Origin of the sequence: Paenibacillus sp. MDMC362, from assembly GCF_003269305.1 — a bacterium.
Taxonomy (GTDB): domain Bacteria; phylum Bacillota; class Bacilli; order Paenibacillales; family Paenibacillaceae; genus Paenibacillus_AQ.
The window spans coordinates 95352-122031 of record NZ_QLYT01000053.1 but is presented as its reverse complement, the minus strand read 5'-3'; the positions used below and the strand labels follow the sequence as shown (position 1 = coordinate 122031).

Here is a 26680-nt window from a genome sequence, read left to right as displayed (position 1 = left end):
TGGGCTCTTTTTTATTTAGTTCCAGTAGGTGTCGCACTTCATATTACAATCCGTCTCTTACCTAATGCATACTTAACGCTAATATCAACGACATTGTCATGCGAACGAAATGCGGGGAATTGGTCCAACGAAAAAGCAACCGCATTCGCTTGATAAGTCTTCGAATCATCAGCCTCGCAAGGAGATTTGGAATCATCCGGGCATATGTCTACGGTAATGGGACGGTGCCGCGGATTGTGCTTGGCTGTTTCCCCATTGATTGAGCCGTCGGTGTACTGGATGCTGATTTCCCGATCGTTCCTCGTATTCTCGACCGCAGACACAACATACAGCCGATCCGGAACGGCTTGATTATTCTCGTTGACGGCATCTTTCACCAAGAAAACGTACTGGTACCGGATGCTGATATTGTCTTCGATCTCCGAGATTTCGGTCAAAGGCTCCGTATTCACGGATCCAGCGGATTTGATCCCATCCAAATCATAGAGTGCGCTTAATATCGATTCGGGGTCCGTGTTCAGCGGGACAGTTTGTTTGACAGACGTGCTACAGCCGGTAAAAAGGGCAGCGAAGGCCATGAAGATGGCTATGATATATCGGTTCTTTTTGCGAATCACGCCTTTCTCAATCCTCCTTACAACGGCATGTACAATCATGGTTAATATATGAAGCTATCAAAACTAAGTTAATGGAATTCAGGGCATAATGCAAGCCAGGACGGTGCGTAGGGAGGGGGGAAGGTGAAAAAACGGACCGTCGAAGAGATCCTCTAAGTCGTCTATGCCATCAGCCAGCGGCTCCTGGGACGATATCGAAAAAATGAGGGGGGAAATCCCATCGATTGACCCCTCTAAACCTTCAATTCAAATTGTGGCTAACCATATTCAGGTTAAGTTCAGGTGAAGTTCCGATCCTGTTCAACGGTTGTTTCTAATGTGTTTATCTTTGAATGATATCTTATGACCAGGGAGGGTGACAGCCACAATTATTGAGTAGAAGGAGAGCTTTTATGAGTGGGATTTTGTTAACAAAAGAGCATACACAAGGTGGATTTTGGTTTCCAGGTAGATGGATTGGAGGGTTGTCGCTAATACTGGGGCCAGTTCTTCTTCTTACTGCGGAACTTCTCAGGGTAAAGTACCACTTCTACTATCCTGATCAACTCGCAGCCTTTAAAGAGCAACCGACACGGATGGCAGCGTCCTACGGCTTATTCACAGCCGGCATTATGATTATGTGGCCTGGCATCCTTGCACTTGTCAAGTTAATAGGCGCCAAAAAGCCAGGATGGGCTTTATGGGGCGGCATCCTCACGATCACGGGACTCTTTGTGCGCATGTACCATGCTGGTGTGGATCATCTTGCTTATTGGCTGGTTCAATTCCAAGGTTTAGAGCTTGCAACTACATTTATAAGTGACTCTTACGCTTATAATTATCAGGGATTTTACGTTATCGCTACCATTCTGTTTTCCGGTATGGTTGGATGGTTCGTTCTCGCGATCGGCGCTTTTCGTTCCCGTACACTCAATCTACCCTGCTCCATCGCGCTGGGGGTGATGGGAATACACAGTTTAGGCGTTCTCAAAGGCACCAGCTGGGACACTTTAGTAGCCGTAGGCGGACTCTGCGTTGGGTTGGCGCCACTCGGACTGAAGATTCTGCGAGACGGTCCAATGCCCAGCATATCCACCACTGTGAAATGGCTAATCCTAATCGTCATATTGGGTGGAATTTTCTTCTTTGTAGGACAGAACGCATAGTTTCAAGCTACCAGCAGATGCAGCATGACAACACGTTATCACGAATACCCAATTATAGGGGAAGAAGGATTGTAATCACAGTCCCTTCCCCTGGGGCGCTTTGGACGCTGATCGTGCCCTGATGGGCTGCGATAAACTGCTCTGCGATCACCATGCCGAGTCCAGTACCGCCAATGGGGGCTTCCGTTGAGGTCCCGCGGTAGTATCGCTGAAAGAGGTTGTTTTTCTCCTTCTCACTCATTCCCACACCTTTATCGGATATCGTAATACATAAGTTATTGTTCCTTTGAACGGTAACGGTAATGAGCGTTTCAGGCGGGTTGTGTAGAATCGCATTCATTAAAAGATTAACCAATGCCCTCTCCATTAATTTTTCGTCAAACTCATAAAAGATCGAATCTTCATCCGCCACAAATCGAAACTCCTTATTCCGAGCTGCGGGCTGTTGACGCACATCTTCCATAACGTTAGCCGCGAACGTAACGATATCGCTTTGTGTTAAAATCGGCCGTACGACACTGTTCTCGAATTGGAATGCCTCGCTTAAATCTTCGATCAGCCGCTGCATATGATTGGCTTTCTCCTGCATAATGGTTATAAACTTCTTTTGTTCTTCTACCGTCCATTGGTGTTCGTCTGATAACAGCATCGTGGAGTATCCCTGAATATAAGAAAGCGGTGTTTTCAAGTCATGCGTTACGCCGGAAGTCCAATCTCGGCGCAAGTCTTCCAATTCCATTCGTTCGATCTCGCTCGCCGACAGACGATCGGATAGCTGCCTCATTTTCTCCGTCAACTCGTGGAAAAGACGAAAGCCAATAGGAGATTTATTTCTTCTGGACCTTGGGATTTCCACAACATTAAATTTTCCCTGTGACAGTCGTTCGACCCAAGCCAGGTAAAAGAATAATGGCTCGCTCATCACACGGCCGTACATGAAGGAAGCCCCGAAGAAAAAGGCCGAAAAAGCAAGAAAAAACGTAATTAATAAAAAAGAGTCGTCAAATAAGCCTGACCATACTAGTCTTGCTCCATAAAAGCTAATGTCGAATCCAAATAACAGCAAAAGGGTTATGGAAGATGCGACATAAGAAAAAAGCATCACGGCTACGATAACGGCAACATAGTGAAGCGTCAATTTCTTCTGCAGGTTCACTTGTCTGTCTCCTTCGGGGAGCTGAGGAGCTTATAGCCCATTCCCCTAATGTTGATAATCCATTTTGGATCGTTTGGATTCTTTTCGATTTTTTGCCGCAATCTCCGGATATGAACCATCACGGTATTCTCGTCCCCAATGCTTTCCAATCCCCAAATTTGCTCGTATAGGTGTGATATGCTAAAAATTTGATTGGGATGTTCACACAGAAATAACAAGAGCTCGAACTCTTTGGCCGGACAACTGACTTCCTGCCCATGTACCATCAATCTTCCCTCTTGTTTAAACAATTGGAATGCCCCAAAATCGTATACTTCTACTTCTTTGTCAGGGGCCTCTTGGAGTTTCGTCAAACTTTGACGACGTAATTGCGCTTTGATTCTTGCGACTACTTCTAGCGGATTAAACGGCTTCGTAATATAGTCGTCGCCTCCGATGGTAAGCCCCATAATCTTATCCATATCCATCGTACGGGCAGTCAAGAAGAGAATTGGAACCATGGTTACTTCACGGAGGCGCCGACACAGCTCAAAGCCATCCAAGTCGGGCAGCATAATATCGAGTACGATAAGATCAAAATCCGTTTCTTGAACGAGCTCAAGCGCTTCTTTGGCTGAAGTTGCAAAACTCACGTGTTCGAAGCCTTCTTTCGCTAACATGTAGTTCAACATATCTAGCAACCCAGCCTCGTCATCTACCAGGAGCAATCTACCATCCATATTCCCGCCTCCACTTAAACGAATGCTGAAGCTTTACTTACAACGCCTGAACCATTTGATGATGAGATAACCACTCAGGACACATCCTGATCCGATAAGTATAATTTTAATATACTTTTCTACAAGATCGAAGATATGATTCCATTGATCTCCGAACAGATAACCGATTGCAAAAAAAGCAATCACCCACAAACAAGTACCCGTATATGCATAGATTACGACAGTACGAAAAGGTAGACGAATGATGCCGATGAAATACCCGATAAATTGTCGAATTCCCGGAATGAAAAAGCTAATGAGCAGCAGCTTATTCCCGTTTTTCTTATAATAATCTCGTACCTTTTCCATAGAGGAGGGCTTCAGAAATAACCACCTGCCATAGCGTTCTAACAAGGGTGCTCCCAACTTATAGCCGATACAGTAAGTGAATGTTACTCCCCCTATTGATCCCGCTAACGCCATAGAAAAGGCCGGTATGACATCCAGTATGCCTTTATAAGATAAATACCCTGTGAATGTCAATGTACTATTTCCGGGGGGAATGGGCAATGCAATAAAGTCCAAGGGTAATCCAATCAACAACACCAAGTATCCGTATTGTTCAAACAAACGCTCGACTACTTCCATCATGTTCATCTTTGCTCCCTTTTGAATGGTGTTACATCATGTCACTTCACTCCCTACAGTTTAATCAAAGAATATAAACACGGCTGAAAGCCGTAATGAACATTAGCATAAATTCACCTGAACAGAACCTGAACAAATGAGTGCTCGCATGATGTTGGATTTCACCTCTGCAGCTATCGCTTCATTCCCGTCATCGACCTCTCGCATGAAAAAAAGGACACCAAGTCCTAAACAGACCTAGTGTCCTCAAATGGTTGGATACTGGAATTTTTACCGAACAATACTTGACGCTCACCGCTCCTCTAAGCTTCCTCAAGCGGCTTCACTTCAACGTCCTCACATCCACCGTGTTGGATAGGACATCCACTTCATTTGGAATGATCTCTTTCTCAAACATATAATCGGCCACCTCTTGCCAACGTTGGCGGACGGTGTCATCAATCGGGTCAAACGGGTATAAAGAGCCTTCCAGCTGCTGACGAGCCACAGGTTCGGAGACGCCTTGGATGTCCTGAATTAATTGGACGGTGTGATCGACGTCGTCGGATAGAAGCGCGGACTCTTCATTCAAGCCTTCGAACACTTCATGCACGAGCTCAGGATGCTCCTTCAAGAAGCCGTTTCGCACAATATACACCGTATCGTTCTCGGATTCGATGTCGCCTGCGGAAATGACCAGCTCTGCACCAAAGTCGACGAGCGCCACGGCAGTGAACGAACCCCATGTCGCCCAAGCGTCGACTTGCCCGCTTTCAAAGGCAGGTCCCGCTTCCGTTGGTGGAAGATAAACAATCTCGACTTCGCTTGCATCGAGTCCGCCTTTCTCCAGTGCTTTATATAGTAGGTATTCGCCCGTGCCTCCGCGGTTAACAGCGATTCTTTTACCTCGAAGGTCGGAAGGACCTGTAATGCCGGCTTCCGGCTTGGCCACAATGCCTTGATTATGAAGATCGCCTTGCTGCTTGGTAAAAATGGTGAATTCCGAGGAGCCTCCGACAAGAGCGCTGATGGCTGCCGTAATCGAGCCGATTGTGATATCGATCGAACCGGCGTTTAACGCCTCGATCGCTGGAGACATGGCGGCAAAACCGCCGGTTTTTTCAACTTTCGCCCCGGCTGCTTCCAGCCTTTTATAGAGAGGACCGCCTTCCTCAGATAAACTTAATGGCTGGGCACTGCGCAGTATGCCAAGACGAATGGGTACGGCCTCATCCTCAGCATTGGCTTGGTTCGCTTGGCCGGCTTTACCGCAAGCTGATAACGTCACTAACAGAATTACTAATAGTACATGTAAGCTTATTTTTCGCATAGGACACTTCCCTTTTTGCCGGATCATTTAGTGGATTTGATGAGCCCAAGTGAAAACCTTCTCCTGTTCTTCTTGCTTCTGTATGGTTGCGGCCTGACGGTCAACGCGCAGATGGGGCAGGATGTATTCTCCTACACGGTAAGCTTCTTCAAGCAATGGAACACCGGAGAAAATAAACGTTGAAATGCCCGCATCCTGATACTCTCTTATGCGTGCCAGAACGGTTGCCGGACTGCCTACGATCGTTGTGCCCGGACCTGGTCGTACCAGACTCATCCCGGCCCACAAATCCGGATAAATCTCGAGCTCCCGCGCGTCTTTCGGGATCTGACCGTTGTGATTGAGAAGCATGCGCTGCTGCCCCACCGAATCGCTGTTTCGAAGAATCGTCTGCATATGCTCCACGGTCTGCGGATCCATCGTCTTGAGCAGCCGGTCCGCTTCTTGCCAAGCTTCCTCATCCGTATCGCGCACAATCAGATACAGCCGGATGCCATACCGCATCGTACGGCCTTGCTCTGCCGCTAAAGCTTGAAGATCTTGAATTTTCTCTGCGACTTGCGGTGGCGTTTCCCCCCAGCTCAGATACGTGTCGATATGCTTGGCTGCTGTGAGATGAGCCGCTTGCGACGATCCGCCGAACCAGAGAGGCGGCGTTGGTTTCTGCGTGGAGGAGAGCTGTAAGGCTTTGCCTTCGGCGGTAATATACTTGCCATGGTAATCCAGGTTTTCCCCGGCCACCGCTTGTTTCCACACCTGAATCCATTCATCCGTGTAGGCATAACGCTCATCATGCCCAAGTGTTGAACCATAGGCGCGCATTTGCGCTGTGTTTCCGTTCACGATGTTTAATAATACGCGTCCTCCGGAAAAATCATCGAAGGTTTGCGCCATTTTCGCGGCCAGCACGGGCGAAATCAACGGTGGATGCACAGCGATCAGAAAGCGCATGTTGTTCGTGCTGGAAATGAGGGATGATCCAAGCACCCACGTATCATGCGGGCCCGTTGCCAGCAATGCGCCGGTAAACCCCAATTGGTCGACAGCCGAGGCAATCTGCCTTAGGTAAGGCAAATCGATTTTGCGCGCCCCCTCCGTTGACCAAGGACTGCGGCCATCCGGCGCGGTTAAATACCAATACACTTCAACGTTCTCTTTGTGTACAGCCATGCTATTCTCCTCCAATTTCTACGGGGACAGGTAAAACCGCCTCTGAAACGATTATTTCTTTGGGCAAAATGTGCTGACGTGCTAACAGATCGGCAACCCGCTGCTGTTCAGTTATGAATTCTTCGGTAATCGGCTGCAGCCCCCAAGGTCTCCGCTGAAGCGCGGCTTCCCATGAATCCACGGAAGGCCAATGGGGCAGGTCCCGGGTAAAAAGCTCTGCCGCTTCGCGCGTATTTTCCTGAATCCAACCATCGGCCTGCTGCAGCGCTTCGACAACGGCCTTGAGCAATTGCGGCCGATTCGTCGCAAAATCCCGGCTGGCAAACCATACGGAACGATGAGAGATATGGGATTCAAGCGGCACCAGCGTACGAATGAGTCCTTTGTTATGCAGCTCCGTCAGCTGCGGATCGTTGCCGACCCAAGCCTCCACTTCGCCGGCCAGCAATGCCTTCGCCCCATCATTGCCTATATCAACTCGAGCGACATCATCATAAAGAAGGCCTTCTCTATCTAGCGCGGTTGCCAGAAAGCTCGTATGCCATGACCCTTCGGAAAGCGCAATGCGCAACCCTTTCAAATCTGCAACGGATTGCACCGGCGTTGCTTTGCGAACGACCAAAGCTCCGCTAGCTGTACGAGGATTAGATACCGCAACGTACACAATATCGATATCCGAAGCTTGCGCGGTTAACGGCGGCGTAGACCCTGTACCTCCAAAGTCGATTTCTCCCGAAGCGATACGTAGGGGCGTCTTCGCTCCATCGGTGTAATCGACCCAAGCAACGGATGCGTCATGGTCTTTAAGAATTTCTTCTAAAAAGCCTAAGCGGCGCAATACGAATAACGAATGATTATTGGGATGAACGCCGATGGTTACGTCTGCTTTACTTTGAGTCATATGAGGGACACTCCTTTAGTAATGTTATATTCAGCCGCAGCTAACGGTTCTGGAAGAATCCAGTCCCATACGTTCACGGGATTCGGGAGGAAACCATGCTCGAACAGGAACCTGCTCTGGGCATCAAGCGCTGTTAAATAGTCTTCGCGCAGTGCCGGTCGAAGCGAAATATTGCGATAAGCGGATGCTACATATTCGGATGAAGCGCCGGTTTCCTTCGTAACGACCCGAATGAAATCATCGGGATGATCTTTGGACCAATCCGCGGCGCGAAGCAGAGAAGTGAGAATCTGTTCCACAACATGTTCCTGCTCCGTCAAGGCCGTATCGACCGTCACGGTTCGGGGCACGCCATTGTTGACTCGGACCAGCGGATCCGGATGGAACCCGAGCTCGATCACTTCCTTCACGGCAACCGTACGAGCGGCCTCAAGCCCGGTAGCTCCTTTGACAAAAACGGCATCGACTTCACGCCGCTGCAGCGCCTCGATCTCGGTATGCCATGAATCCCTTCTTCCTTCAGGAACCGCCTCAAGATGAACGATGTTGACATCATCCAGCGTAAGATTCGCCAGCGAGAGCGCATTATGAAAACCGCGAAGCGCTTGGGCCGCTCGAAAATCAATCTCTAAATAACGATGGCGAGGAATTCCGATTCGTTTTCCACGCAAATCGCCAGGCTCATGAATATCCGAGTCAGGAAGGGTGAGGATCGCTTGATATTCATCGACCCAGCTTAGTCCGATCAGTCGCGTATCGCTCCCGGTTGAGCGTGCCCATAAAGCCGGAATGTTGCCTCCTTCCCGCACCAGGAAAGGCAAGGTGTGATTAAAATGCGCATCAGGCAAAGCATGACTGGTGTCTCTCGTTAGTTCCGCCGCCGTACATCCGGACTTTTCAAGCTCCTGTTGAAGAAGCCCGAGGTCAAGGGCCAAACTGGCTGCTGTCGGAACCGGGCAGCGTGTAATCCTGATTTCCTTCACGATTTCTTGCGGGTTATTGATGTTAGGCATGCTTTCGGGCTCCTTTCTTTTTTCGGTTTCACGTCCGGTCAAAAGTCCTCTTGTGATCCACCTCCTTCAAGAAATGGTTATCGGTTTCCCCTCCAAGCGGGATGGTGTTAGAACCTATGATCCTTTCTTTAAGGGATAGGGGAGGTCTTCTGCTTCATGTCGGCTTGCCATTTCGGTTATGCCCATGACCCGTTTCAGGATGTGATCGATGAATGCTGCCACTTCGGCATTTCCCCGTTGACGCGGACGCGAGAAAGGGACGGCTCGATCCATCGCGATACGGCCTTCTTCAATGAGCACCACGCGGTTGGCCAAAACGACAGCCTCTTCGACATCGTGTGTAATCAAGACGGTCGTGAATTGCTGCTGCTGCCACAGCGATTCGATTAATTGCTGCATTTCAATGCGGGTCAATGCATCCAGCGCTCCTAAAGGTTCATCGAGCAGCAATAATTTGGGCTGGCTGGCGAGCGCTCTTGCTAAGGCGACTCGTTGTTTCTGGCCGCCAGACAGTACGGACGGCCATTCATTGGCCCGTGCACTCAGCCCAACCTGCTCTAAAGCGGCTTCAGCTTTATGACGGTCTTCTTTTCGAAGTCCGATCGCAACATTATCGATGACCTTATCCCAAGGCAGCAGCCTCGCATCTTGAAACATCATGCGAGTTTCGGGATGTACTTGCTGAACCGGATGGTCATTGATCCATATGTCTCCTGACGTGGATGGTTCCAATCCGGCGATCACGCGCAATAGCGTGCTTTTCCCGCAGCCGCTTCGCCCGATGATGGCAATGAACTCTCCTGGCTTCACGTCCAGCTCAATGCCTTGAAGTACAGGTTGTTCGCCAAAGCTTTTCTGTAATCTTGTTGTACGAAGATGTACACCATGGGTAGAGGAATTCAGGGTCGACACATCCTTTCAGAGCTTACTTTTGATAGTTCGGGTTCCATTGTAAAAACCGCTTTTCTAAGAGCTTAGCGATGGAATCGGCCAGCTTTCCAAATAAGGCATAAAGCAAAATGGTAAGCAGAATGATGTCGGTTTGCATGTATTCTCTTGCGTTCATGGCCAGAAAGCCGATACCCGAATTCGTAGCGATCGTTTCGGATACGATTAGGGTCAACCACATGATGCCTAAAGCGTAGCGGAGTCCGACTAGAATGGAAGGCAGTGCGCCAGGCAGAACGACTCTCCAAAAGAGCGAAGCGGAGCGCAGCCCGTATACGTTCCCCATTTCGACCAATCCGTTGTCCACGGAGCGGATGCCGTGCAGGGTATTGATGTAGACCGGGAATAACACGCCGATCGCGACCAAAAATATTTTCGACTCCTCGCCAATGCCGAACCATAGAACGACTAGCGGAATCATCGCCAGATGAGGAACATTGCGTACCATTTGAATCGTTGTATCCAACAATTTTTCAGCGATGGAGGATAAGCCGTTTATAAAGCCAAGCACAAGACCGATCCCCCCGCCGATTAAGAAACCCATGAATGCTCTTTGAAAGCTGATCGAGATATGTTCGATTAATTCTCCTGACAACAGCAACTCCCTGAAAGAAAATAAAACGTCTTGAGGCAGGGGGAGGATTTTCCTCGATATCACATCAAGATTGGATAAGATGGACCACAGAACGATTAGTAAGATGGGGAGAACCCAAGACAAACATTTTCCGATCAATGGATTGGAAAGGAACTTTCTCATCACTTCAACTTCACCTAGCTTTCAAAAAGAGGATGATCAACAATAAAAGGCCACAACTCCAGCAGAATATCCTGCTGAGGCCGTGACCTCCATTTGAATGGTCGGTATCTTTTTAATGCTTAATTATTCCTATAAGTTTAATATGGATTTGATTATACTTCTCGGTTTTGGTTTCGTCAACCGGAATTTCGGATGTATTCATTTCGTGAAAGAGAATTAACTTATCTTGACCCCAATCGTATTGACGATGACACATTGTTAGTTGAAAAGGTGATGCAGAGGCGATATTTAACTGAGCTTATCTAGGGTATGATCAATGCGGATTCACACCGTCAACCTATTTTCTAAGAAGGTATCTCAAAAACGTTTTAACAAAAATAGGACCTTTCTTTTGAAGGAGTTGTTTCATATAGAAAAAAAGAAGCCTAGATAATACTACTAAGCTTCTTTGAATACCTAATTTGAATCATGAATTATGATTGTACAGATACTCGATAATTATATTCTGTAATCCGTTACTGTACTTCATTTCAAAGTAGATAAGGCCAAGAAATATGGCAATCAGCATCAGTAGAACAGACACGATAATTCGAAACTTGCCCATTACCAATTATACCCTACGTTAAATGTGTTATCTAAATCCAACATATGTTGAACGGCGCTGTGCCATTCCGATACATGTGCATATAAAGATGAGCTAGTCACTGTGAACATGAGCGATGCAGCCAAACTTAGTCTAAACAATTTCTCCTTAATCTTAGACATTTCTTCATGCTCCTATAATTTTTTGATCAGGAAAATGATCGTATAAAGTAGAAAACATATAAAATCATTTACCATGTCTATTAATATTTAACAACGGAAATTGAACAAAAGTTATAAAAATATTAGAATTTTTTAATTATTTGGTGTCGATTAGGCAAATGGGTATTTAAACATTATGCTGACTCTTCCTTACTAATCAGTTAAATGGCTAGAATATAAAGTACGGTGAAAATCACGGCTAACCTTTTGCGAAGGATGGACCACACAACCTATAAGTCAGATAGGGAAAACGCAAGGAATACATTTACGATTCAACGGATTGGATGTGAAGTTTCTACTCTGGACTGCAATGATACCTTATTCCTGGGCACATCTTCAAATCTGCAGTATATTTAGAGAAGTAGATGATACCCAAACGCATCACGAGGAGGTTGACCCAACTAAATGGAAGCGAATATAGAAACACTTCTCCGTATATTGGGAGAGCATCATAAAGAGGCCCACGGCATTTCGGAAGCGGACATTCAGGCTAAAGAACAAAGCCTTGGCTTTTCGTTGCCGACTGCATTGCGGGAATATTATAATAATTTGGGACGTTCCCCATATATCACCCAAGGGTGCAATAACCAATATGAACCGCTCCTGCTGCAGGACGTGTTCATTCCCGATGATACTTTTTTTACGACAGACAAGGCGTTTCTGGTCTTCTATCAAGTGGAGGAGTCCGTGATCTATTGCGGGATTCGCATTCAGGATTTGGAGCAGGAAGATCCACCGGTTTACCTGTGCGCGTGGAATTCCCCTGATTGGCAGCTGGAAAATCGATCGCTTCAACGTTTTCTCGCTGGCAAGGCAATGGTTCAGTTAGGAGTTGAGGATCGGCTGCCCTATTGGGCCATTTTTGATGAGAGCATGTGGGGCTTGTCCGATTATTGCAGCAGTATGCATTTGGAGCGAGAGCATGAGCTAGAAGAAGGGTCGGAGCTGAACGCATGGAAAATCTACGTAAAGGACGATGTGCTGATCGTATGTGAACTCGACGTATCCGAAGAGGAAACGGATGAACTGTTGGCCGTATATCTGGTCTCGTTTCAGCGAGCAAGTATGGAGAGGTTGCTGAGCGAGATGGGGAAAGTAACCAACTTGCCTTCATATCGTACGAATCTGTAAGCACAGTGATAGGTTGAGGAAGCGAGTACCACAAGTAACGGCGAATGGTTGATATGGTTATGGTCCAATAGATTGAATGGGGAAATATATTGTAGATTCGTTTGCATCTCGAGAGAGGTGCTTTTTTTTGTTATAAGGTTCTTGACGATTTCTTCACTAATTACAGCAAGATCTGAAAAGTAAGAGGAGGCTATATTTGTTAAGTTATATTCGACAAACATAATAAGGAAGGGGCCCTTAGCAAAAAAAAATCAAAATAACCTTAATGGATAGTTGGAGTCAAAACCTGTCATGTCGAGAAAGGACTTGGCGATCATGTGATTAATATCTAGAAGTGGAGGAATCATCGTGAATATAGAGCTCAATACAGAGGTAAGTAAATCAATAATAACGGCACATGTTCTCAACCGGTGGTCAGGATTTATGGCAATAATAGCGGGGATTCTATATATCGTCATTCAGTTTATCCACCCAACAGATGATATCTCTTCTGTGCACACAAACTCTTGGGTAGTGGTGGCATGCCTGACTATGGCTATGTCGTTCTTTAACCTGATCGGAATTACGGGATTCTATGTACGCCAAGCGAAAGAAGCGGGGTGCTTTGCTTGGTCGGTTTCCTTTTGTTCAATCTGTTCTGGTTAATCTCATTCATTTTTAGTTTCATTGAAGCATTCGTTTTGCCGTTGTTGACAAGTGATGCTGATAAGTTTGTGGTAGGAATGGTTGGGCTCTTTGGAGAAACAGTCAGCGAGGTTAATCTGGGGATCTTCCCAATAATAGCACCGCTCGCGGGTATATTGTATATGCTAGGAGGTCTCCTGCTAGGCATCGCCGCATTACGTGCCAGAGTCTTCCCCCGCCCAGCAGCAATTCTGCTGGCTTTCGCTGCTGTAGTGACCTTTGCCGCTGCAATCATTCCCCATCCGTTTGATCGGGCATTGGCGATACCGATGGGCGTTGCTCTGATATGGATCGGATATATTATTTGGTCGGAACGTAAGTAAACATCGAATTAGAGATGTCTTCGATCTTACCTATATGGATGAAAATAATAGTTTCTCTGACGGTTTGGTTCCTCAGTGCAACATTAAATGTCCAGATCGTCAGGAAGTTTCTTGATGGGTGCATAGATATGGTAGGCTGAATCCAGATTGTGGACGTCATTAAAAACCTGGATAAGTTCAATATCCGATTGATCGGACTCTTGCTTGGAAATTTTTAGGAATCTTGCATAGTCTGTTTTGAGCACTTCTCCAATATCAAGCAGGTCACCAAAATAGTTGAACCTCGCACAAAAAATAGTCGGTACATCAACCGTGAAATAAAAGGGTTTATGAATTTGAATGTCACTTGGAATTCCGAACAGCACTTTGAAACGGGTTGAATTGGGTTGACAGTTTGAATAAATGACAAAACAAGAACCATTTATGTTCTCATCAATATGATTCAGCAGCATTTTTGAATGGGAGTGAATCTTCTGCTTGTAATCATCGGTGGCTAGGTCTACTTCAAAGGCAATCCCGCTGATTCGGGTCTCATTGAACTCTGTCAGAGTGAAGTCCGTGACGATATCACCATTCATATTTTTAAATGGTCTTTTAACTACAGTAGGTATTGGAGTCGGAGTGATCGGTTTGAACCCTGCTCTAAGCGAGCTTGGAGCTACGCCGTAATGTTGTTTGAATGCCCGGGTGAATGAGGCCTGCGTACCAAAGGCTAACTGATAAGCAATATCGGTTAGTGACAAGTTGTTGTTATAAATGAGTGATAAAGCGGCATTCAATCTTCTAGATAGGATGTACTGATTTAACGAACAGCCTATCATGGCAGAAAAAAGCCTATGAAAATAAAATTTGGACATATTGAAAGTAAGCGCAACGGATGACACGGATAAAGGCTGTTCTAAATTTTCCTCAATATGAATCAATGCTTGTTCTACTATCCTATGATGGTTCATACTAACTCCTTCGTCACGCGCTCTAATTTTTTGTGCTAAGTATACCACACGCGTTATACCGCTTAGAAGGCAATTCGCAATCTACTAACCAAGTATGTCACTACTGCTGGGATACATTAGTTGGTATTATGGAAAATTGATTAACTGACCGATTCTGTCAGGGATAAAGGGTTATAATTAGTTTTAAATAAGTCGATGTGTTATGAGCGGTGCTATATATTGGTTTAGGAGGAACGATAATGGATTGGAATTACTATGATACATTTATTACCGTTGCTGCAGATTGCCCTGTTGAGACTGGTACGCAGCCGCCGGACAAGAAAGACGGAAAAACCAAGCCGGGTATCGAGTTTGAGTTAATCACGAATAATCCGTACGCCTATACCCAGGAGGAGCTCTTGTACGAAGTGCATATCCGGCACAAAAACATTCCGGAGACGGAGTTAGCCGAGAGAGGGAACCAGATTCGAGACGAGTTTTTTAGGAAGCCGCAACCATGCTTGAGAGCATCAATGCTCCCGAAGAAATACGGGTGGGGGATTCATTTCAATGCGAAGGGGCAAATCGCGATCGTTCCTGTGGAATCCCCCGACTATTGGCGCTTTGTGGAAGGAGCCAACGGGAAGGTGAAGCTGCTCGCCGCCATGAGGAACAAGAGGAAGTGAGTGCAGTCACAGGTTCAGTAAACACATGTTTGATTTGATCTGTGTCACCCATACAAAAAAACCACCCCTAAACGACAAACGTAGTCTCTTTAGGGGCAGCACCATTTAACTTACATATAACTCCAATTGCCTCGCCCTACAACCTACTTCGCACTCGGCAGCAATTTATTCAACAAGATCGCTGCAAGCGAAGCAGCCAGAATCGGTGATCCGAGTAAATACTGCACGAACGTAGGCAGTGTGTACAAGAAATCTTTAGGAATAAGTACTAACGCTAACGTTAAAATCATCGGGATAGCAATAATGTACATTTCTTTTTCCCCGATTTTCACGTTCTTCATGACCTGGATCCCGTTGATCGAGATGATGCCGCAGACGATGGCGAATACGCCGCCGATGACCGCGGTTGGGATCGAGGAGATCAGCGCGGCCAATTTGCCGGAACAGCCAAAGAGGACAAACCATCCGCCTACCGCCAAGAAGACCCGGCGACTGGCCACACCCGTGATGGAGATAATGCCTGCATTGGTGGAATAGCCGGTAACCGGCGTCGAACCGAGTCCCGAAGCAATCAGGCAGCTAATCCCTTCGCCAATCACCCCCCGGTTAATGTTCTTATCCGTTAACGGTTTATCAATGACGTTACTGATGGCAAACCACGTACCCGTTGTTTCCGCCAGAAGTACGAGATAAATGATGACCATGGTGATAATCGCCGAGAAGTCGAACGAGAAACCAAAATCCTTAAACGGAATCTGCGGCATGCTGAACCACTTGGCGTTTGCGACTGCGCTGAAATCCAGCACACCCATAAAGTTGGCTGATATACATCCGATAATTAATGCAACCATCACGGACGTAACGCGGAATATCGCGCCTCTTGTTCGGAACAGAGAACCCAGGATGACGAACAGGATGAGTGCAGCCGCTGAGATCAGGGCCAGCAGCACATTCTGATTGATGGTAGCGTCCGTGGCGCCGTAGATATTGTCTCTGATGGCAACAGGCAATAACGACAGACCGACGATGAAGATGATCGTGCCCCCGACAATGGGAGGGATGAAGGATTTAACGATTTTATTGAAAACTCCCGTATATCCCAAAATAATGACGAGGATCGCGCCAATCAAGCTCGCGCCCAGTACGGAACTCCAACCCATCTCCCCTCCGCCGCTGGCGGCATAGATGGCGACAATCGCGCCGAGTGGAACATAGGAAGGACCCTGCGCCATCGGCAGCTTCATACAGAAATACGTTTGCACGATCGTGGCAAGCCCGGCCGCAATAAACGTGGATTGGATCAATGCGCTGGACTGATTAGGCGCTAAGCCGATTAACATGGCAATCAGGAAAGGAACGACATAGACGTCCATCGCGACGACATGCTGTAAACCGAGAATGGCGGATTTCCCGAAAGATATTTTGCCATCGGGAGGTACCGTTAAATGCTGTGACTTCGTTTGCTCGTCATTTTGCTTGTCTGCTTGTGTATTCACTCCGCTGGACACCTCGAATGTTAGGATGAATTGCTTTTTGAACAACCTCTATCTTTCTTAACGCGTATGAACCTTTTCCCCTTGCACCCACACCTCGCGGATATGCTCAGGACGTGCCAGATACATGATTTTCTGAAAAATATCTTGTGCGTCTTCATTCTCATCAAAAATCGGCAGCTTGGCGGATGGAAGTCTCGTATCGATCACCTGCACATCCCATGCGTAGTTTTCTTGAATGCGGCCGATCGGCAGGCTCAGACTTTCGCCGCCTCCGGCCGTAGCCAGATAGAATGCCTCATGGACCGTAATCCGCGACTCGGGCACGCCGCGAGCTTCCGCAGGAAGGGAGGTGTTCACGCCATCTTCCAGCATCCTCGAGGACATTACGGCCTGTCTTATATTATCGAAAAGACTCGGTGAGAAGCCGCCGGATAGATCCGAGCCTAAACCGATCTCCACATTTTTGGCGTGGAAGCGGGCGACCGGGATGACGCTGTTGGCGAAATACGCGTTGGATATCGGGCAGTGCGCGATCGCGGTGCCGGTGTCAGCGAACAATTCGGCATCCTGGTCATCGAGAAAATTACAATGAGCCATGACCGATTTATCGCGCAGCAAGCCAAAATCATGCAGGGCAAACGCATCGTTTTTCTGGAATCGATCTTTCACATAATCGTGCGCCCAATCGCTTTCGCTGCAGTGGGATTGCACATACGTATCGTATTTGGCTGCCAGCTCGCCTAGCCCCTTCAGCCCCTCATCGGTGCAGCTTGGAATGAAGCGTGGGGTCACGACGGGATACACGCCTTGTTTGGTAGTCTTGGCGAGCTCCTGTACAGCGATAATAAATTCCTCCGTATCCGCCAGTGCCGTGGATGTGTCCGCATCGCGGTAGTAGTCCGGATTCTGCTCGGGATCGTCCATGACGACCTTTCCGACAAGTCCGCGTTGGCCTTTGCTCGCACAGATCTGGGCTAACAACAAGCTGGCTTCTTTATGCACCGTGGCAAAATAAAGCGCCGTCGTTGTTCCGTTGGCCAGCAGGGTGCTTACCACATCGTCGTAAACCTGTTGCGCAAACGCCAGATCGGAGAATTTGGATTCCAGCGGGAACGTATACGTATTCAGCCAATCGTAGAGCGGAATGTCCAATGCGGTTCCGGATTGAGCCCATTGCGGGGCATGAACATGCAAGTCGACAAAACCAGGCAGGAAATACTGTCCTTCCTCTAGTCGATGAAAGCTGTCGGTGCCTTGATACGTATCCAGCAAGGATTGATAGTCGGCGTCTTCCGGTGCCACGACTCGCTCAATCATGCCGTCCGTGTTGATGCAGTAAAGATAGTCTCTCAATACTTGAATTTCTTTGGGAGATTTGCTTGAAAAAGAAGTCCCTTGAAATAATAACATATATTTACTCATTTTTACCGCCTTAATGTTCGTTTTTTGGAGCGCTTTTGTCATTATAGTCCGTTAAAAAAGAGATGTCCATAGTTTAAAGGCGAATAGATATGAGCTTGAGTTATTAACGAAGATTCCATAGTGATGACAGGTCAGGAACTCGATTGTTTAATTCTGTGTATGGTAGATTATTAAGAGGTGACTAAAGGAAATGAAAATGAAATAGAGAGTAGGACCGTCGGCGGGTTTTCATTACACAATGATGAATGTTAAAGGAGTTCCTGTAGATGAATAAAATTATGACGGTTAGTCTTGCATTTGATCACAAGGAAGAGGGGACGATCTTAGTAGGTATAAATCCTGAACTTGATTCCTTGTCGCATCCCGAAATTAAATCGATGATAGGGGATCGGATCATCTTAAAACATGGTGATCATGAAGCTATACAAGAAGTTCAATCGATACAGATTTCAACTTCGATGGCCAATAGAAAAAACATAGGTATTTGTATCGGTAAGAATATATCAGCAAAGGATATTCATATAGGTTCTAATGTATATACACTTAATTGAGTGATTTACGACTGAATCACCTTTGAGATGTGTGGGTCTTCATGAAAGATGGCTGTTGACGTAAAACGTCCGCAGCCTTTTTTTGTATAGAGAAAAGGATATCAGCCGGCCCCCACAGAATAACTTGAAGCTGCCATCATTTTTGAGACTTGAAGGGGATTTAAAATGAAGACAAAATTGATCATGGTCGAAGGTCTGCCGGGTTTCGGCAAATCGACGACGTCCCGTATGATTTATGATATTTTAACCGAACGAAATATTGAGACCAGGCTTGTGATGGAAGGGGATGTTGACCACCCGGCGGATTATGAGGGAACGTCGTGTTTGACTGAAGAAGAATTCGGGCGGTTGCTGCAAGCCACAGGCTCCTTTAAAGAAATATGGATCGAACGAGCCGCCAAAAAAGGCAGCTGGAATCTCATACCCTACCAGAAGCTGAAGAACGAATACGGCACGTCTTTTCCGGATGATCTATATCATTCCTTGTCCAAGCAGGATATTTACGAGCATCCGCTGGATCTCAATAGAAGATTCATCACCGAGCGGTGGGAGGCATTTGCAGAGCAGGCGTTGCAAGAGCCCGCCGTTATGATTTTTGAGTGCTGCTTCATTCAGAATCCGGTGACCGTTGGCATGGTGAAATATGATGCGCCGGATGACCAAGTGATGGACTACGTGCTAGGGCTGGAAAAAGCAATCCTTGGCCTGAATCCCGTATTGTTCTACATTGAACAGGACAACCTGGAATACGCATTCCGCAAGGCCATCCGGGAACGCCCGGGGGCTTGGTCCACAGGATTCGTCCATTATTACACTCAGCAGGGATACGGCAAACAGCGCGGTCTGGAGGGCGTTGAAGGGACGTTGGAAGTATTGGAGGCCCGGCGCAGGCTGGAGTACCGGATCTTGGACAGTCTTGGACTGAACAAGGAACGAATCAACAACTCCCATTATGATCAAGAGACGTACAGAACCATGCTGAGGAACAAGCTGAAGCTGCATGGGGTCATCCAATAGTATTATTTTCGTAGATAAGAAAGGACGATTTGATGAAAGGTCTTCTAACGATCATGCTGCTCTATATGACGGCTCTATTAACAGGCTGCGAGAACGAACCCGGTTGGGAAACGATGCAGCTGCTGGACGAGAAGGTTGTTGAAATTCGGATTTTGGTATTTGAGTCATGGGACGAGATGAACGGGGACACATTGTTTTCTTTCAAGGAGGCAAAGGCTGTAAGTACATTTGAGGAAGCGATCCGTACGGCCCGCAAGCAGCCAGATGATGCCAAAAGAACGGATCCGGATTACGACGTGATGGTCATCTATGATCAGCAATCCCCGATTCATGCCATTAAGCTGTGGTTGGGGGAAGAGGGTCAGGAAAGTGTGTTTAGCTACGGTTTCAGAGATGGGGAAGAAGCTGTATATGTGACATCAGCCAAGCATACCGATCGGATGAGAGAACTCATTTTGCAAGAGGGGCGTTAAGGCCGATATCGGAGTCCCGTTCTTTTTCTGTAAGTGTTGGAGATTATACCGAAGACAGATTTAGTAGGTTATTCGATCCGTATATCTGTCTTTGGGAACAATAAATAACGCCGAACGCCTCATATCCCATAAAATAACGACTTAGACGTATAAAATCAGGGGATTGGGAGATGAATGAATACATCATTCAGGAGGCGATGAAGTGAAAAAGAAGACCAACAAGTTAAAATATATGGCTGGAGCATTTCTTGCCGGAGCCCTGCTGTTTACAGGTATTTTGTTCGCTGCTGCAAATCCCGAAGGAACTTTAACTGCGATTAAACACACGATGTCTAAAATAAGCTACTACGTGAACGGCAAGGACAACTCCACCACGGACGATCCATTTGCACAACAAGGGACGGCGGCCTCGAATTCCGAGACTCCTACCGGGAGCAGCGATGTACCTGCTCGTATGGTTTCGGATCCGGTTAATCAACCCGTGTTCTGGGACCAGGCTTTCAGGAAGGAATCTCAGGGGCATCTCGAAGTCCAGCTGTACAATGCGGCGGGGGAGTCTGTCGGTTCCGCTATCTTGGAGCAGATCAATGACGGGGTGAAGGTGAAGATCACCGCATCCGGCCTCACACCAGGCAAGCATGGGTTCCATGTACATGAGAACACGATCAAAGATAGGGATTTCAAATCTGCCGGTGGGCATTTTAATCCGACCGACAAGCATCATGGCCTCAAGCATCCGCAAGGAAGCCATGTTGGCGATATGCCGAATCTGGTCGTAGGCGCCGACGGCACCGTGGAAGCGGAGACCATCATTCAGCATGGCACCCTTGAAAAGAACCAGCCAAACTCGGTGCTCGGACGCTCGCTGATCATTCATGCCGGTGAAGATGACGGCGTAACCGATCCATCGGGCAATTCCGGCGACCGGGTGGCCGGGGGGAATATTCCGGAGTAATCCTGCAAGCTACAGGTAACATGTGGCTTGTAGCATATGAATGCCGGTGTAAGACGCATCTCTTTAGGAGGTGCGTTTTTTGTGATGGTTGTGTGGCGGGACGGTAAGAGGAGAACGTATTCTTAGTTACCGAGCAGGCCGTTTGAAGAACCCGATGGTCTGACTGGCTGTGGACGTAATCGAGACAAGCTCCCAACCGTAACGTCCCCAATGAGACAAAGCTTCATCGAGCATCCAGTTGCCTTGGTCCAAGCATTCGCCGAGCGACACATCCGTTGCATATTCCCACCTCGATGCGTATGACGGATGATCACCCGGAAGAGGAAGAGGATCATCGACACGATCCCATCGAACTCGATTGGATGGCTTCGATAATGCGGCAATAATATCCTCTCGCGCTGTAGCTTCTAATCCAATAAACCGAGGTGACCTAGGCATGAAAAAAGCAGTGTGCGAATGGTACACTTGTAAAACCATCGTTCCGAGCGGTGTCCCATCTGCCATATGGACAGGGTACCAAATACAACGTTCCCGCTCCTCTGGCGGCCCCCAGTTCTCTATCGAATTCTGCAGGTTAAAACCGGGCTTAACCACGTAGCCGTCCGTAATTAATTGTTCGGATACTATAGCCATGAACGCTTGAATCCACACCCCGTAAGCCCTATCACCATGCATTTTAAACATGTGCTCCAACTCTTCCTGCTTCTCTTCATAGACAGCTCGCCAAGCAAGGGATAGCATTTGTTCCGCACTTCGAATCATTTTGTAAAGCAAGTTGGTTGTCATAAAAACATCACTCCTGAATTAATCTAACAAAGTTAGATAATAATTTAATATCGTTAGATTAATTTGTTTGTGTTATACTTGTCAAGGATTATTTTAGGAGGTTGGTTATGGCACGAAGACGAATTCATCCCACACAAAAATCAGAAAACGGACAATCCGAACCGCTGCATATCCCTCTCGATCTTCCTCGAATTATCACGACTGCCTTGACGCTTTTGCAGGCTGAAGGCCTAGAGCCCATTACGATGCGCAAAATCGCCGATTCACTTGGCGTCAAAGCAGCGTCCCTATATTACCATGTCAAAGATAAAGAACAATTGCTGCATTTATTAGCGGAGAAGATCAGTTCTGAGGTCGAAATGCCAATCGACGCGATGGATTGGCGAGTCCAGCTTACACAGTGGGCGACGAATTTTCGACATGTTCTCGGTCAATATCGCGATGCTGTGAAGATTATGAATGCAACCATCTCCGCGACACCTCAGCGCCTATCCCATATTGAATTCTTATTTCGTGTATTCACGGAGGAGGGATTTCACCCCCCGCAAATTCCATGGCTTGCATCCATGTTGAAGAACTATGTGTTCTCGTTTGTAGATGAAGAACATCGCCACATGGCTCGTGCGGAACGGGAACTCGCGGATCTGGAACAGATGGGGAAGAACCAAGCCGTGAAATTTCAGGCCCTCTCGGGTGCAAATTATCCACATGTGATCCAACTCGCGGAATATACGACTTCAGTTGATATGGATCAAGAATTCCAGTACGGCATTCAGGTATTACTAGATGGGTTCGAGGCACAGCTTGCAAGAGCTCAAGACTGAAGAACACCCAAACAACATAAATTTGTCGGAAGCTTTAGCATTCTTTGTATTTGATAGAACTATTAAGTTCCACCGACACATTTTCCTATCATTCTGTTCAAATTGTGAAGGTGAAGCGCCATTGGAGATTAGAGATAATCGGGAGTTATTGATACGTGCTAAAATAGAACCATCATAAACTGCTATTGGAGGTATCTATCATTGATCATTCAACTGGGCGATTTTGAAGTGAATTCCGGACAATTGGTTGTCGCGGATCCGTGTTATGAATTGGATACGAACATTATCATCATGGGCGTGTTGGAAGCTGTATTGAATGGAACGTGGGCCTCGGAAGTGGAGAAGGTAGAGATCCCGGATTGGGGCGAAGCCAACGCCAAGCTAACGGCTTACCATCACTCGGCAGCTGAACAGGGGGCTTTCCTGGAATGGATCAAGTGTCCTTTTGTAGCTGGGGTGGATAGCGGGCAAGCCGGGATTTTTGATATTCAGAAGTACCGAATTCCGGACGCTGATGCGACATCGGATAGCTCGGATACGGATAGTGATTGGTATCTTGCATGCTGCGACATCACCGAGAGCGGAGAAGAGGCGGGTGTCCTGGATGGAGGCGTCGTATCTCGTACCGGCATGGGCGATGGTGCATACGGCGTGTATAAGGCCGTGAATGAGCAGAATCAGGTAGTTGGCGTAAAAATTGTGTTTATTAAGAGCTAGGATACATCCGCACCGACTAACGCATCGTAGGTCGGTACATGACGTTCACGTGTCTTTAGGCAGCGGGACAGTCGAAATAATTTTTATAAGGGGTGGTTCCTATAGAAGGAATATGCATTAAACCGATTCATAAGTTCAAGGATGAAGAACAAAATGAACTTGGGGAGTGTGGATATTCCTCAAACTCAAAGTACAAGGTGACTAAAATTGAAAATGAAGAAAGAACCACGATCGACATTCAATTAGTAGAGCTTGAAGAGCCGTATCATAAAAAATAGATCGATCAAGATGACGATTGGGAACTTTACAGCAAGATCGCTCCCATGGGATATGCACTAGGTTCATACATAGGTGCTCGATTAATCGGGGTAGTAATCGCTGAGGATATAAAGTGGAATAATAATATTTTGATTTGGCATTTCCAAGTCTCGGAAGGCTATAGAAGAATGCGTGTTGGCAAACAGTTGATGGATGAATTAGTACGTCTTGCAGAAGGAAGCGAAATAGGAGCAATAAACCTGGAAACGCAAACCACGAATGTACATGCTATAAGGTTCTAAAGAAAATGTGGATTTGAAATTGAAGCATTGATTTATCCTATTACACCAATCATGATGTTGTAGATGGGGGGTGGCTATAGCCCGTAGACCCGATATGAGGCATCCAACGGAAGCTTGCAAAGGTTGTATCCTTAAATGACGGAACTGTTCCAACTTTATCTATTAAAAATTGGTTAATAAATCGTTTGAAGTGCTTGGTTTATCACCTGGGAGGCCCTGCCATTTCAGATAAGCCGTATGGTTAGAAATTTCATTGGCTCTTGAAATTGATGACATATCTGATATAGCTTTCGTTATGGCCTTAATGTTAATGTATGTATCAGAATAAACTGTTCCATAACACCTTTTATCAAGGGTTGGATAATTACTTTAAGGTCATTGGAGCATTGGACCATGGCGATTTGGGCATATTGCAATATCTACACTATCTCTTCTGGACAATGAGGATGTAACGATTAAGTTTAACAAACTTTTTGAGGGACTAAGTGATAATGATAAATTTTTAGTGGGAAATGTAGAAGACGGCTTAAATACGGGGCATTTATTGGCATAAAATAGTCCCCCACTATATTGGTGTTAGTCCTGGGGATATAAAAGAAGACTGTCTCAAAAGAGTCTTAGCTAACGACCTTTTGGGACAGCCTCTCATAACACGATGGATGGATACGTTAGTTCGACGCTTCCAGTTTAAGTGGACACATCCTGTCCAAATTTGTGACATGAAGGTAATCCTAGTTCGAATCATTGCTTAAATCGTGGATAAAGCCGTTTTAGAGCCTGTTTTAAAATTACCGTTGTTCTAAGGCGACCGAAGGCTCAGCAGCCGGGGAATTTCCTCCCGCGATGACACTCGCGTGAAGGCGATGCCAAGGAAAGGCGACTCCTCCCGATCCGCCGCGACAAAGCCGACGCGATCCGGCCCGACCGCAGCTAGAAAATCTGCGGTCTGCGCCATGCGGTCGGTGCCTGGTGCCGCGAGGCTGACTACCAGCGCACAGATGTCGTCGTCTCCCATACAAAGGGCTGGCCAGTCTGGGCCCGTGTCCGTGAAGAAGCACAGGTACGGATTGTGGCCGAAGGCATGGAACGCGAGATCCGAGAAGCCGATCTGCCCGAAGCGCAGGGGATTCAGTTCGATTGGCACCAGCACGCCGTCGCTGCGCAGCCGGGCTTCGAGGTGGAACGCGAACCGGCGTGCCCCAGGGCCGAGGCGTGCGCCGATCCGGTTCAGCAGCTCAGTGGCGGGCGGCAGCAGTGCACGCATGATGGGGCGAGAAGTGAAATAGACGACATCCGCCACATCGCCCGGCGTGTCGAAGGGATGTTCGTAGATACCGGTGATCACCGCCTGGCCATCCCGGTTCCAAAAACCATCGCAGGCGAACTCGGTTCCCTCGACATAATCCTCGACCAGGAACAGCGTGTCGGACACCACATCAGTGCCGACACGAGCCGACGCGCGGTTGATCTCGTCCAGAGACTGCTCGACAGCTTCCGCCCAGGCGTCAGCCGAAGCGACCACCCGGACGCCGATCGAGTTGGTGCCGATACTTGGCTTCAGCACCACCGAACGGTCGCATGGTGGTCGGAACGTGCGGAGTTCGTGCGGACGCAGCTCAACGCAACGGAATGCGGGAGTGAGATCGGACGTCAGTCGGCGGAAGGCCGCCTTGTCCTTGCATAGGCCCGCAAGATGCTTGTGCGCGGGTGAGGTAAGGCGCATGATGGCGGCGTAGCTCGGCTCCCAGCCATAGAAAACGGGGTTGTCGTGCCGGTCGGCCTCATCTGGGCCCGCTGGTGCCCGGTCTCCGAGGGCGGCCACGACGTCGTCGAAGGCCGGCTCGGCACAGATCCGGACCGGGACTTGCGTTAGCGCGTCGTGGAGGACGGGCGAAAGCGCGGGGCCGGAGAGCAGGCAGCGGACCGGCTCGTGCGTCAGCACCACAGCCTCAGCGGCTTGCCCGGCTGGTATCCGATGAAGGCCTGGACGCTGATCCGGATGCCGCCGGAGAAGCTGCTGACTGCATGCGGCTTGCGGGTGTTGATCAACACCAGCTCGCACTCCTGGGGATGGATGACAACCGGCTTCGGCAAGTCGGTGCGCGAGATGGTGCCGTCGGGGAGCCGCTCAATGTCGGCATACGACAGGGTCGGGACGTTCCAGCTCTCGAGCGTGCCGCCGACCGGAGGCATCTTCAGGTAGATATTCGCGCTGAGCTGCTGATCGAGCGGGCAGATCGAAGCAGGCAGGCAGTCGACATGCGGCTTCTCTTCGAGAATATGCGAATCGTCGGGCGGCATGATGCGCACCATGCCGGCGAACATTTTCCGGCCCTCGAAGGCGGCGATCGTGGCGCCATCCATCCAGGCCTCATCGAGATCGAGCCGGAGCCGGTCGATCGGAGACAGATTCGGCGCACAGAGATCGCGTAGCCGGCGCAGTCCCGGCAGGGCTGTCTGGTAGTAGTTCTCCCGTTCAGCGCTGCCCGCCGGGGTGCCGTATGTCGAGTTGAACGGGATCCCGACGCGGTAGACTCCATAATATTTCTGCTCCGGCACGCCGTCGATGTAGACCTCGTGTGTATAGGCATCAAGCGAGGCCTGGGCGAGAATGAAATCGATTATTTTCTGCGCTGTTTCCGAAGAGACATAATTCGGGATTCGAATCGCTGGCACTTTCTCTTCGATCAGATCGCGAATGCTCTCAGGCGAGAGAGAATGGTGAATGGGAACTTCTTCGTAATTACCAACCATTATGTTCGTATCAGACATCGCATCATTACCTCCAATTCAATAAATGACTTATGTAATTCTCTTCTAAATCCACGCTTGTACTTCAATCCTCCCTCAAGCAGTATTCATCTAGATCGTGGTAATACATCCATATATTTGCTTTTTTAAACAACACAAATAACCTCCCATCAGGTATTCTAAATGAATAGACGGAGGTTTTCCGT

Annotated in this window: 28 protein-coding genes; 12 read left to right on the top strand and 16 right to left on the bottom strand. The window is 47.8% G+C overall.

Annotation, left to right across the window (positions count from 1 at the left end; translation table 11 throughout):
- Positions 1-38 precede the first annotated feature (38 nt).
- Positions 39-617, bottom strand: coding sequence for a hypothetical protein (locus DP091_RS25010; protein ID WP_258394687.1), 579 nt, complete (start codon positions 615-617; stop codon positions 39-41).
- A gap of 575 nt (positions 618-1192) precedes the next feature.
- On the opposite strand from DP091_RS25010, the gene DP091_RS25005 reads away from it, so the two are divergent.
- The gene (locus tag DP091_RS25005) at positions 1193-1762 is read left to right on the top strand and encodes a hypothetical protein (protein ID WP_258394686.1); all 570 of its coding nucleotides are present in this window, start codon (positions 1193-1195) and stop codon (positions 1760-1762) included.
- 52 nt (positions 1763-1814) lie between these two features.
- On the opposite strand, the gene DP091_RS25000 is transcribed toward DP091_RS25005, so the two are convergent.
- The 9 genes from DP091_RS25000 to DP091_RS24960 form a co-directional block, all read right to left on the bottom strand.
- Positions 1815-2918, bottom strand: coding sequence for a sensor histidine kinase (locus DP091_RS25000; protein ID WP_113060792.1), 1104 nt, complete (start codon positions 2916-2918; stop codon positions 1815-1817).
- Positions 2915-3637, bottom strand: a complete 723-nt coding sequence (locus tag DP091_RS24995; protein WP_113060791.1) for a response regulator transcription factor — start codon at positions 3635-3637, stop codon at positions 2915-2917. The genes DP091_RS25000 and DP091_RS24995 overlap by 4 nt, the downstream gene beginning before the upstream one ends.
- 33 nt (positions 3638-3670) lie before the next feature.
- Positions 3671-4273, bottom strand: a complete 603-nt coding sequence (locus DP091_RS24990) for a DedA family protein (protein WP_113060790.1) — start codon at positions 4271-4273, stop codon at positions 3671-3673.
- Positions 4274-4586: 313 nt separating this feature from the next.
- The gene (locus DP091_RS24985) at positions 4587-5573 is read right to left on the bottom strand and encodes an ABC transporter substrate-binding protein (protein ID WP_113060802.1); all 987 of its coding nucleotides are present in this window, start codon (positions 5571-5573) and stop codon (positions 4587-4589) included.
- 27 nt (positions 5574-5600) lie between these two features.
- A complete protein-coding gene (locus DP091_RS24980; protein WP_113060789.1) occupies positions 5601-6743 on the bottom strand; it encodes an LLM class flavin-dependent oxidoreductase in 1143 nt (380 codons plus the stop codon).
- Position 6744: 1 nt separating this feature from the next.
- The gene (locus DP091_RS24975) at positions 6745-7644 is read right to left on the bottom strand and encodes an aliphatic sulfonate ABC transporter substrate-binding protein (RefSeq protein WP_113060788.1); all 900 of its coding nucleotides are present in this window, start codon (positions 7642-7644) and stop codon (positions 6745-6747) included.
- Complete coding sequence (locus tag DP091_RS24970; RefSeq protein ID WP_113060801.1) at positions 7641-8657, bottom strand: ABC transporter substrate-binding protein; 1017 nt, start codon at positions 8655-8657, stop codon at positions 7641-7643. The genes DP091_RS24975 and DP091_RS24970 overlap by 4 nt, the downstream gene beginning before the upstream one ends.
- 114 nt (positions 8658-8771) lie before the next feature.
- Entirely contained in the window at positions 8772-9569 is a 798-nt protein-coding gene (locus tag DP091_RS24965) for an ATP-binding cassette domain-containing protein (protein WP_113060787.1), read from the bottom strand.
- A gap of 13 nt (positions 9570-9582) precedes the next feature.
- Entirely contained in the window at positions 9583-10362 is a 780-nt protein-coding gene (locus tag DP091_RS24960) for an ABC transporter permease subunit (protein WP_113060786.1), read from the bottom strand.
- 1209 nt (positions 10363-11571) lie between these two features.
- Here DP091_RS24960 and DP091_RS24955 point away from each other — a divergent pair.
- From DP091_RS24955 to DP091_RS32080, 3 genes are all read left to right on the top strand, one after another.
- A complete protein-coding gene (locus DP091_RS24955) occupies positions 11572-12297 on the top strand; it encodes an SMI1/KNR4 family protein (RefSeq protein WP_113060785.1) in 726 nt (241 codons plus the stop codon).
- Between the two features lie 348 nt (positions 12298-12645).
- A complete protein-coding gene (locus DP091_RS32085; RefSeq protein ID WP_258394685.1) occupies positions 12646-12942 on the top strand; it encodes a hypothetical protein in 297 nt (98 codons plus the stop codon).
- Positions 12943-12977: 35 nt separating this feature from the next.
- Positions 12978-13304 (top strand): hypothetical protein, encoded by a 327-nt coding sequence (locus DP091_RS32080; RefSeq protein ID WP_258394684.1) that lies wholly within the window; start codon positions 12978-12980, stop codon positions 13302-13304.
- A gap of 83 nt (positions 13305-13387) precedes the next feature.
- Here the strand turns inward: DP091_RS32080 and DP091_RS24945 are convergent, their stop codons facing one another.
- Positions 13388-14257 carry a helix-turn-helix transcriptional regulator gene (locus DP091_RS24945; protein WP_113060784.1) on the bottom strand — a complete coding sequence of 290 codons (870 nt, stop codon included), beginning with the start codon at positions 14255-14257 and terminating at the stop codon, positions 13388-13390.
- A 239-nt stretch (positions 14258-14496) separates the two neighbouring features.
- Between DP091_RS24945 and DP091_RS24940 the strand changes: the two genes are divergently transcribed.
- Entirely contained in the window at positions 14497-14922 is a 426-nt protein-coding gene (locus DP091_RS24940) for a DUF6157 family protein (RefSeq protein ID WP_113060783.1), read from the top strand.
- 143 nt (positions 14923-15065) lie between these two features.
- Here DP091_RS24940 and DP091_RS24935 read toward each other — a convergent pair whose 3' ends face one another.
- Together DP091_RS24935 and guaD are read right to left on the bottom strand one after the other, a co-directional pair.
- Positions 15066-16418, bottom strand: a complete 1353-nt coding sequence (locus DP091_RS24935) for a uracil-xanthine permease family protein (protein WP_113060800.1) — start codon at positions 16416-16418, stop codon at positions 15066-15068.
- Positions 16419-16475: 57 nt separating this feature from the next.
- Entirely contained in the window at positions 16476-17840 is a 1365-nt protein-coding gene (gene guaD, locus DP091_RS24930; RefSeq protein ID WP_113060782.1) for a guanine deaminase, read from the bottom strand.
- A gap of 266 nt (positions 17841-18106) precedes the next feature.
- On the opposite strand from guaD, the gene DP091_RS24925 reads away from it, so the two are divergent.
- The 4 genes from DP091_RS24925 (at position 18107) to DP091_RS24910 (ending at position 20836) form a co-directional block, all read left to right on the top strand.
- Positions 18107-18391, top strand: a complete 285-nt coding sequence (locus DP091_RS24925; protein WP_113060781.1) for a hypothetical protein — start codon at positions 18107-18109, stop codon at positions 18389-18391.
- A 165-nt stretch (positions 18392-18556) separates the two neighbouring features.
- A complete protein-coding gene (locus DP091_RS24920) occupies positions 18557-19408 on the top strand; it encodes a P-loop NTPase family protein (protein ID WP_113060780.1) in 852 nt (283 codons plus the stop codon).
- A gap of 32 nt (positions 19409-19440) precedes the next feature.
- Positions 19441-19881 carry a YhfM domain-containing protein gene (locus tag DP091_RS24915; RefSeq protein ID WP_113060779.1) on the top strand — a complete coding sequence of 147 codons (441 nt, stop codon included), beginning with the start codon at positions 19441-19443 and terminating at the stop codon, positions 19879-19881.
- Between the two features lie 202 nt (positions 19882-20083).
- Complete coding sequence (locus DP091_RS24910) at positions 20084-20836, top strand: superoxide dismutase family protein (protein WP_113060778.1); 753 nt, start codon at positions 20084-20086, stop codon at positions 20834-20836.
- 126 nt (positions 20837-20962) lie between these two features.
- Here DP091_RS24910 and DP091_RS24905 read toward each other — a convergent pair whose 3' ends face one another.
- Positions 20963-21622: a DUF6022 family protein gene (locus DP091_RS24905; protein WP_113060777.1), complete on the bottom strand. Its 660-nt coding sequence runs from the start codon at positions 21620-21622 to the stop codon at positions 20963-20965.
- A 107-nt stretch (positions 21623-21729) separates the two neighbouring features.
- On the opposite strand from DP091_RS24905, the gene DP091_RS24900 reads away from it, so the two are divergent.
- The 3 genes from DP091_RS24900 (at position 21730) to DP091_RS32405 (ending at position 23723) form a co-directional block, all read left to right on the top strand.
- Entirely contained in the window at positions 21730-22446 is a 717-nt protein-coding gene (locus DP091_RS24900; RefSeq protein ID WP_113060776.1) for a TetR/AcrR family transcriptional regulator C-terminal domain-containing protein, read from the top strand.
- A gap of 201 nt (positions 22447-22647) precedes the next feature.
- Complete coding sequence (locus tag DP091_RS24895; RefSeq protein ID WP_113060775.1) at positions 22648-23163, top strand: DUF4241 domain-containing protein; 516 nt, start codon at positions 22648-22650, stop codon at positions 23161-23163.
- Between the two features lie 323 nt (positions 23164-23486).
- Positions 23487-23723, top strand: coding sequence for a GNAT family N-acetyltransferase (locus DP091_RS32405; RefSeq protein ID WP_113060774.1), 237 nt, complete (start codon positions 23487-23489; stop codon positions 23721-23723).
- Between the two features lie 799 nt (positions 23724-24522).
- Here the strand turns inward: DP091_RS32405 and DP091_RS24885 are convergent.
- Both DP091_RS24885 and DP091_RS24880 read right to left on the bottom strand, forming a co-directional pair.
- Entirely contained in the window at positions 24523-25665 is a 1143-nt protein-coding gene (locus DP091_RS24885; RefSeq protein ID WP_113060773.1) for an ATP-grasp domain-containing protein, read from the bottom strand.
- Positions 25659-26495, bottom strand: coding sequence for a 2OG-Fe(II) oxygenase (locus DP091_RS24880; RefSeq protein WP_113060772.1), 837 nt, complete (start codon positions 26493-26495; stop codon positions 25659-25661). Before DP091_RS24880 ends, DP091_RS24885 begins: the two co-directional genes overlap by 7 nt.
- Positions 26496-26680 lie beyond the last annotated feature (185 nt).

Excerpts from the sequence above, each read along its gene's own strand:
- DP091_RS24900 (WP_113060776.1), top strand. The coding sequence starts at position 21,730 with ATGGCACGAAGACGAATTCATCCCACACAAAAATCAGAAAACGGACAA.
- DP091_RS24940 (WP_113060783.1), top strand. The coding sequence starts at position 14,497 with ATGGATTGGAATTACTATGATACATTTATTACCGTTGCTGCAGATTGC.
- DP091_RS24915 (WP_113060779.1), top strand. The coding sequence starts at position 19,441 with ATGAAAGGTCTTCTAACGATCATGCTGCTCTATATGACGGCTCTATTA.
- DP091_RS24960 (WP_113060786.1), bottom strand. The coding sequence starts at position 10,362 with ATGAGAAAGTTCCTTTCCAATCCATTGATCGGAAAATGTTTGTCTTGG.
- DP091_RS24955 (WP_113060785.1), top strand. The coding sequence starts at position 11,572 with ATGGAAGCGAATATAGAAACACTTCTCCGTATATTGGGAGAGCATCAT.
- DP091_RS24980 (WP_113060789.1), bottom strand. The coding sequence starts at position 6,743 with ATGGCTGTACACAAAGAGAACGTTGAAGTGTATTGGTATTTAACCGCG.
- DP091_RS24880 (WP_113060772.1), bottom strand. The coding sequence starts at position 26,495 with ATGTCTGATACGAACATAATGGTTGGTAATTACGAAGAAGTTCCCATT.
- DP091_RS24920 (WP_113060780.1), top strand. The coding sequence starts at position 18,557 with ATGAAGACAAAATTGATCATGGTCGAAGGTCTGCCGGGTTTCGGCAAA.
- DP091_RS24990 (WP_113060790.1), bottom strand. The coding sequence starts at position 4,273 with ATGAACATGATGGAAGTAGTCGAGCGTTTGTTTGAACAATACGGATAC.
- DP091_RS25005 (WP_258394686.1), top strand. The coding sequence starts at position 1,193 with ATGGCAGCGTCCTACGGCTTATTCACAGCCGGCATTATGATTATGTGG.
- DP091_RS24995 (WP_113060791.1), bottom strand. The coding sequence starts at position 3,637 with ATGGATGGTAGATTGCTCCTGGTAGATGACGAGGCTGGGTTGCTAGAT.
- DP091_RS24975 (WP_113060788.1), bottom strand. The coding sequence starts at position 7,644 with ATGACTCAAAGTAAAGCAGACGTAACCATCGGCGTTCATCCCAATAAT.
- DP091_RS24985 (WP_113060802.1), bottom strand. The coding sequence starts at position 5,573 with ATGCGAAAAATAAGCTTACATGTACTATTAGTAATTCTGTTAGTGACG.
- DP091_RS32405 (WP_113060774.1), top strand. The coding sequence starts at position 23,487 with ATGGGATATGCACTAGGTTCATACATAGGTGCTCGATTAATCGGGGTA.
- DP091_RS24945 (WP_113060784.1), bottom strand. The coding sequence starts at position 14,257 with ATGAACCATCATAGGATAGTAGAACAAGCATTGATTCATATTGAGGAA.
- DP091_RS24905 (WP_113060777.1), bottom strand. The coding sequence starts at position 21,622 with ATGACAACCAACTTGCTTTACAAAATGATTCGAAGTGCGGAACAAATG.
- DP091_RS24970 (WP_113060801.1), bottom strand. The coding sequence starts at position 8,657 with ATGCCTAACATCAATAACCCGCAAGAAATCGTGAAGGAAATCAGGATT.
- DP091_RS24925 (WP_113060781.1), top strand. The coding sequence starts at position 18,107 with ATGAATAAAATTATGACGGTTAGTCTTGCATTTGATCACAAGGAAGAG.
- guaD (WP_113060782.1), bottom strand. The coding sequence starts at position 17,840 with ATGAGTAAATATATGTTATTATTTCAAGGGACTTCTTTTTCAAGCAAA.